Consider the following 4,693-nt stretch of genomic DNA (forward strand, 5'->3'; position numbering starts at 1 on the left):
AGAAGGGAGGGAACCTGGTTTAAAACTTATATCCCTTTGCGTATAGTTGACTCGGATGAATGATTATGCGCAATACAAGACCGTTCCTAACAGGAACCTGCCGTTATTCTTTCATAATAGGTGAATGAGAAGGTGATAGCCTTGCGGACAGGAAAAAGGTGAGATCCCTTTTCGGTAGTTGGCTTTTGTCTTGGTTCGCCAACGTTTTGATAGATTTTTATAAGTTTTTTAAACCAGGAATTATAGATGCAGGCATTAGAAAGTATGGAGCAATTTCAAGAATTGAAAAACGAAGAGAAAGTGATCTTTTTATTCTCAGCGGATTGGTGCCCGGATTGCCGCTTTATCGATCCATTTATGCCAGAAGTAGAAGAAAAATATAGCGAGTTCTCTTTCTATTATGTAGACCGTGATGAATATATCGATCTATGCATCAAATTAGACGTATTTGGTATTCCAAGCTTTGTCGCTTACAATAAGGGAGAAGAAACAGGCCGTTATGTAAACAAAGATCGTAAAACGCAAGAGCAAATTGAAGAGTTTATTGAAGGTTTAAAATAAAGTGAAACTGAAAACAACCTCTATCTTCATATGTAGAGGTTGTTTTTTTCGGAAGGGAGGTAAACGAAATGAAAATGACGAGTAAAAAGATGAAAGACGAGCTGATGAAGCGCCTTACACGATTAGAGTGGAGCTTTCAGTATGATAGTGAAAAAGAAACACTTCGCATTGAGCAAACAAATACGAAAAAAGGAATTACGGTTTCTCTTCCAGGTATTGTAGCAAAGTGGGAGGTACAGAAAGAGAAGGCGATTGACGAAGTTGTCTATTACGTAGAAGAAGCGCTGGTTGCGATGCATAAAGAAGTAACGAGTACAGCGAAAATTTTGCCTGTAATCCGTTCCACTTCTTTTCCGAAAGAAGCAGAAAAAGGAAATCTGTTTGTTATGACGGAACACACAGCAGAAACACGTATTTACTATGCGTTAGATGCAGATAAAACATATCGTCTTATTGATCAGCGTTTGCTAAAGAAAATTGGAATGACAGAAGAACAAGTACGTGAAATGGCATTGTTCAATGTGCGCTCTTTAAGCACTGATTTTAAACGAGACGAAGTTGCTGGAAATACGTTCTACTTTTTAAATACAAATGACGGGTATGATGCGAGCCGTATTTTAAACGATTCATTATTACGAGAGATGCGGAAACAAATTTCTGGTGATATGGTCGTTGCTGTTCCACACCAAGATGTATTAATTGTTGCTGATATCGTAGACAAAATCGGTTATGATATTATTGCACAAATGACAATGAAGTTTTTTGCAGAAGGTCATGTTCCGATTACATCACTTTCATTCGTATATGAAGATGGTAATTTTGAACCGATCTTTATTTTGGCGAAAAATCGGAAAGAACGAAGTGAAAAAGAGAAAGGATGAACAAAGTGAACGTTTTTTATAACCTTGAAGGAATTGGGGATACATTAATTGTTGCCCTGCAAGATATTACATTAGAAAACCGCACATTTGAACGCAAAGGAGATGTAGCGCGTGTTTTCGATCGTGAAAGCAACGTAACAGCAGGATTCAATATTTTTAATGCTTCTTCTTATATGGAAGTAACAGAAACAGGCAACCTTACATTAACGAAAGAGCTTGTTGAAAAAATCAATGAAATTTTAGCGAAGAACGATTTTACAGAAACAGTAGAAGCGGACCTTTCACCAAAATTTGTTGTTGGTTACGTAGCAGAAAAAGAAAAGCATCCAAATGCGGATAAATTAAATGTATGTAAAGTAGAAGTTGGTACAGAAACATTACAAATCGTATGCGGTGCACCAAACGTTGACGCAGGCCAAAAAGTAGTAGTTGCGAAAATCGGTGCAGTAATGCCAAGCGGTATGTTAATTAAGCCAGCAGAACTTCGCGGCATTCCATCTTCCGGTATGATTTGCTCAGCACGTGAATTAGAACTTCCAGATGCTCCGCAAGAAAAAGGTATCCTTGTACTTGAGGGCAGCTATGAAGTTGGACAAGAATTTAAATTCTAAATAAAAATAAGAGCTGACCGCATAATGTGGTCAGCTCTTATTTTTGTATGTCCACCGATATATCGGCGCTTCGACATGATTTAAAGACGCTCCGACAAAGTTCGATACTCCAATCACAACCGCGATGCCTGAATGTCCTGTTGTCTTCAGGAAAAGAATTGTATTTTCAAAGTATATTAGGTAAAATCTAGAAAAATATAAAAAAGAGGTATATCACATGATGCAGCATCCAAAAGTATACGAACTGCTTCAACTCATTCAAACTTCTCGTATTCATGATATTGAATTGCAATCGTTAGAAATTTACTTATTTCATAAACAAGAATTTGAAGGTGGACAAATTGGTTATCGCTACGATAAGAAAGGAAATTCATTAATAGGAGAAAAAGAAGGAAGTTGGCAAGAAAGCTGGTTTGTGATTGGGTATGATACGGACATTGGTAATCCTATTTTTGTAGATATACAGAATTTACATGTGTATACTGCAGAGCGGGGGAGGAGTACTTGGAGTCCGATTTGTATCGCGAGTCATGTAGATGAAATTGCCTGGTACATAAGAAATTCTGTTTATAGATAGGGAGATACTATGAAGTACATAAAAAATGTTTCTGTAATAATGATAGCTGCGCTTTGTATGATGGGATGCGCAAAGGAAACTGTCAAAACACCACCTAAGCAAGAAGAAAAGAAACCTCCTCATGTTGAAAGCCCTGTACAAAGTAACGAACCGAAAGAAGAGCCAGCATCTCCTCCTGTCAGGGAAAAACCAAAATTTATTGTATGTATCGATCCAGGTCATCAACGAAAAGCGAATTTGGAATTAGAGCCAATCGGTCCAGGGGCAACGAAACAAAAATATAAAGTAACAGATGGAACAACAGGAGTTGTAACGAAAAAGCGAGAATATGAACTAAATTTAGAAGCAGCTGTTCTATTAAAAGAGATGTTAGAAGCAAACGGTATTGAAGTGGTCATGACAAGAACGACACATGATGTGAATATGAGTAATAAAGAACGAGCGGCAATTGCTAATGAGCATCATGCGAATTTGTTTTTACGAATTCATGCAGACGGTTCGGAAAGTACAGCAGAAAAGGGGTTTGCCGTATTAACGCCGTCAAAAGAAAATACTTTTACAAAAAACATTTATCAAGAGAGTTTAAACGCTTCTGAGTTCATTGTGAATAAAGTAAAGGAAAACGGTAACGTACAAGTAAACGGGATTAAATTTCGTGATGATTTGTCTGGGTTTAACTGGGCTGAGGTACCGGGGGTTTTATTAGAATTAGGGTTTATGTCAAATCCAGAAGAAGACAGAAAACTATCAGATGTGAATTATTTACGTTCTTTACTGCAAAGTGTGGCGGATAGTGTTGAGAGCTATCGAGTAAGTAAAGGGTGATTTTTTCTTAGCTCCATCTTAGATGGAGCTGTTTTTATTTAATAATATTTTTCATTTTTCTGTAAATAAAATGAAAGCAATTTCATCTGCACTTTTTGCTGAATGCTGATACAATAAAGGGTGTTACTATTTAGTAGAAAGAGTGGTAAGCATGTTAGATTGGATGAAAAAGCTTTTTAAAAAAGAGGAAGAAAATGAAGCGACAGCATTACAAGAAATAGAAACACCTGCAGAGAAAAAGGTTACTTCTCAGATTCCTCATGTAAACTACTACTCTCATAAACGAGAAGATGAGCTGCAAGCGTCCAAATCGCATCCGGGTAGTAATTTCCGTTTCCCGTTAATTCCTGATAATGGATTTGACGAGAATACGCAGGAATCATCTCATCTAGAAAAGCCCGCTGTACAAGAAAGACTGATTAGAGAACGGCGCCGATCAAGACGAGTAGAAGAAGTGGAAGAAACATATATAAAACCAAGTACTGAGAATATAAGACCTGCTTCTAAAGTTGAAAGCAATCGAAGACCGTTCCGCCCATCAGAAATAGTTTCACCCATTTTTGGATACAATCGTCCAGAAGCAAGACAAAAAGAAAATGAGGAAAGTAAGCAACAACGAGAAGATATTGAAATATCAATGGAAGGAAAATCAGTTGTTGATGCGTGGTTAGAGAAAAATGGCTATATAAGTTATGATGTACCGCAAGATGGATTAACAGAAGTTGAACCTACCATTGTTAAAACGAATGAAGAACAAACAGAAGATAGCAAATCGATTGTGGATGTAGAGAAAAACGAAGCGGCGTTACATAGCCATGAAGACCAACAGCTGGATACGTCTGAAGGTGTTATCGTCCGAATTGAAGATTTTACCAAGAAAGTTCATACATTTGAAAGTGAAGTACAAGACCATACTGTTGTAGAGACAAGCTCTGAAATGAATGAAGAAATTGAGAGAATAGAAGAATCTGCTATTGAAGAAGTAACTGGAATAACGGAAGAACCAGTTATGGAAGAAGCAATATTGGAAGCAGAGGAATCTGCGGAGATAGAAGAATCAGTAGAAGAAGTGCTGGCTGAAGCAACAGAAATAACGGAAGAACCAGTTATGGAAGAAGCAGCATTGGAAGCAGAGGGATTTGCGGAGATAGAAGAATCAGTAGAAGAAGTGTTGGCCAAAGCAACAGAAATAACGGAAGAACCAGTTATGGAAGAAGCGGCATTGGAAGCAGAGGAAT

5 protein-coding genes and 1 pseudogene are annotated in these 4,693 nt (G+C 37.6%); all 6 read left to right on the plus strand.

Features of this window, described 5'->3' with window-relative positions; translation table 11 throughout:
- The first annotated feature begins 246 nt into the window (after positions 1 to 246).
- Positions 247 to 561, plus strand: a complete 315-nt coding sequence (locus tag H280_RS0122610) for a thioredoxin family protein (RefSeq protein WP_020063368.1) — start codon at positions 247 to 249, stop codon at positions 559 to 561.
- Positions 562 to 629: 68 nt separating this feature from the next.
- The gene (locus H280_RS0122615) at positions 630 to 1,442 is read left to right on the plus strand and encodes a DUF1444 domain-containing protein (RefSeq protein ID WP_020063369.1); all 813 of its coding nucleotides are present in this window, start codon (positions 630 to 632) and stop codon (positions 1,440 to 1,442) included.
- Positions 1,439 to 2,053 carry a YtpR family tRNA-binding protein gene (ytpR, locus tag H280_RS0122620; protein ID WP_020063370.1) on the plus strand — a complete coding sequence of 205 codons (615 nt, stop codon included), beginning with the start codon at positions 1,439 to 1,441 and terminating at the stop codon, positions 2,051 to 2,053. The genes H280_RS0122615 and ytpR overlap by 4 nt, the downstream gene beginning before the upstream one ends.
- A 217-nt stretch (positions 2,054 to 2,270) precedes the next feature.
- The gene (locus tag H280_RS0122625; protein ID WP_020063371.1) at positions 2,271 to 2,630 is read left to right on the plus strand and encodes a hypothetical protein; all 360 of its coding nucleotides are present in this window, start codon (positions 2,271 to 2,273) and stop codon (positions 2,628 to 2,630) included.
- Positions 2,631 to 2,639: 9 nt separating this feature from the next.
- Positions 2,640 to 3,455, plus strand: coding sequence for an N-acetylmuramoyl-L-alanine amidase (locus tag H280_RS0122630; RefSeq protein ID WP_020063372.1), 816 nt, complete (start codon positions 2,640 to 2,642; stop codon positions 3,453 to 3,455).
- Between the two features lie 151 nt (positions 3,456 to 3,606).
- Positions 3,607 to 4,693, plus strand: a pseudogene (locus H280_RS0122635) (hypothetical protein); the annotation flags it as partial.

Origin of the sequence: Bacillus sp. 123MFChir2 (genome assembly GCF_000383235.1) — a bacterium.
GTDB lineage: Bacteria > Bacillota > Bacilli > Bacillales > Bacillaceae_G > Bacillus_A.

Excerpts from the sequence above, each read along its gene's own strand:
- H280_RS0122610 (WP_020063368.1), top strand. The coding sequence starts at position 247 with ATGCAGGCATTAGAAAGTATGGAGCAATTTCAAGAATTGAAAAACGAA.
- H280_RS0122615 (WP_020063369.1), top strand. The coding sequence starts at position 630 with ATGAAAATGACGAGTAAAAAGATGAAAGACGAGCTGATGAAGCGCCTT.
- ytpR (WP_020063370.1), top strand. The coding sequence starts at position 1,439 with ATGAACAAAGTGAACGTTTTTTATAACCTTGAAGGAATTGGGGATACA.
- H280_RS0122625 (WP_020063371.1), top strand. The coding sequence starts at position 2,271 with ATGATGCAGCATCCAAAAGTATACGAACTGCTTCAACTCATTCAAACT.
- H280_RS0122630 (WP_020063372.1), top strand. The coding sequence starts at position 2,640 with ATGAAGTACATAAAAAATGTTTCTGTAATAATGATAGCTGCGCTTTGT.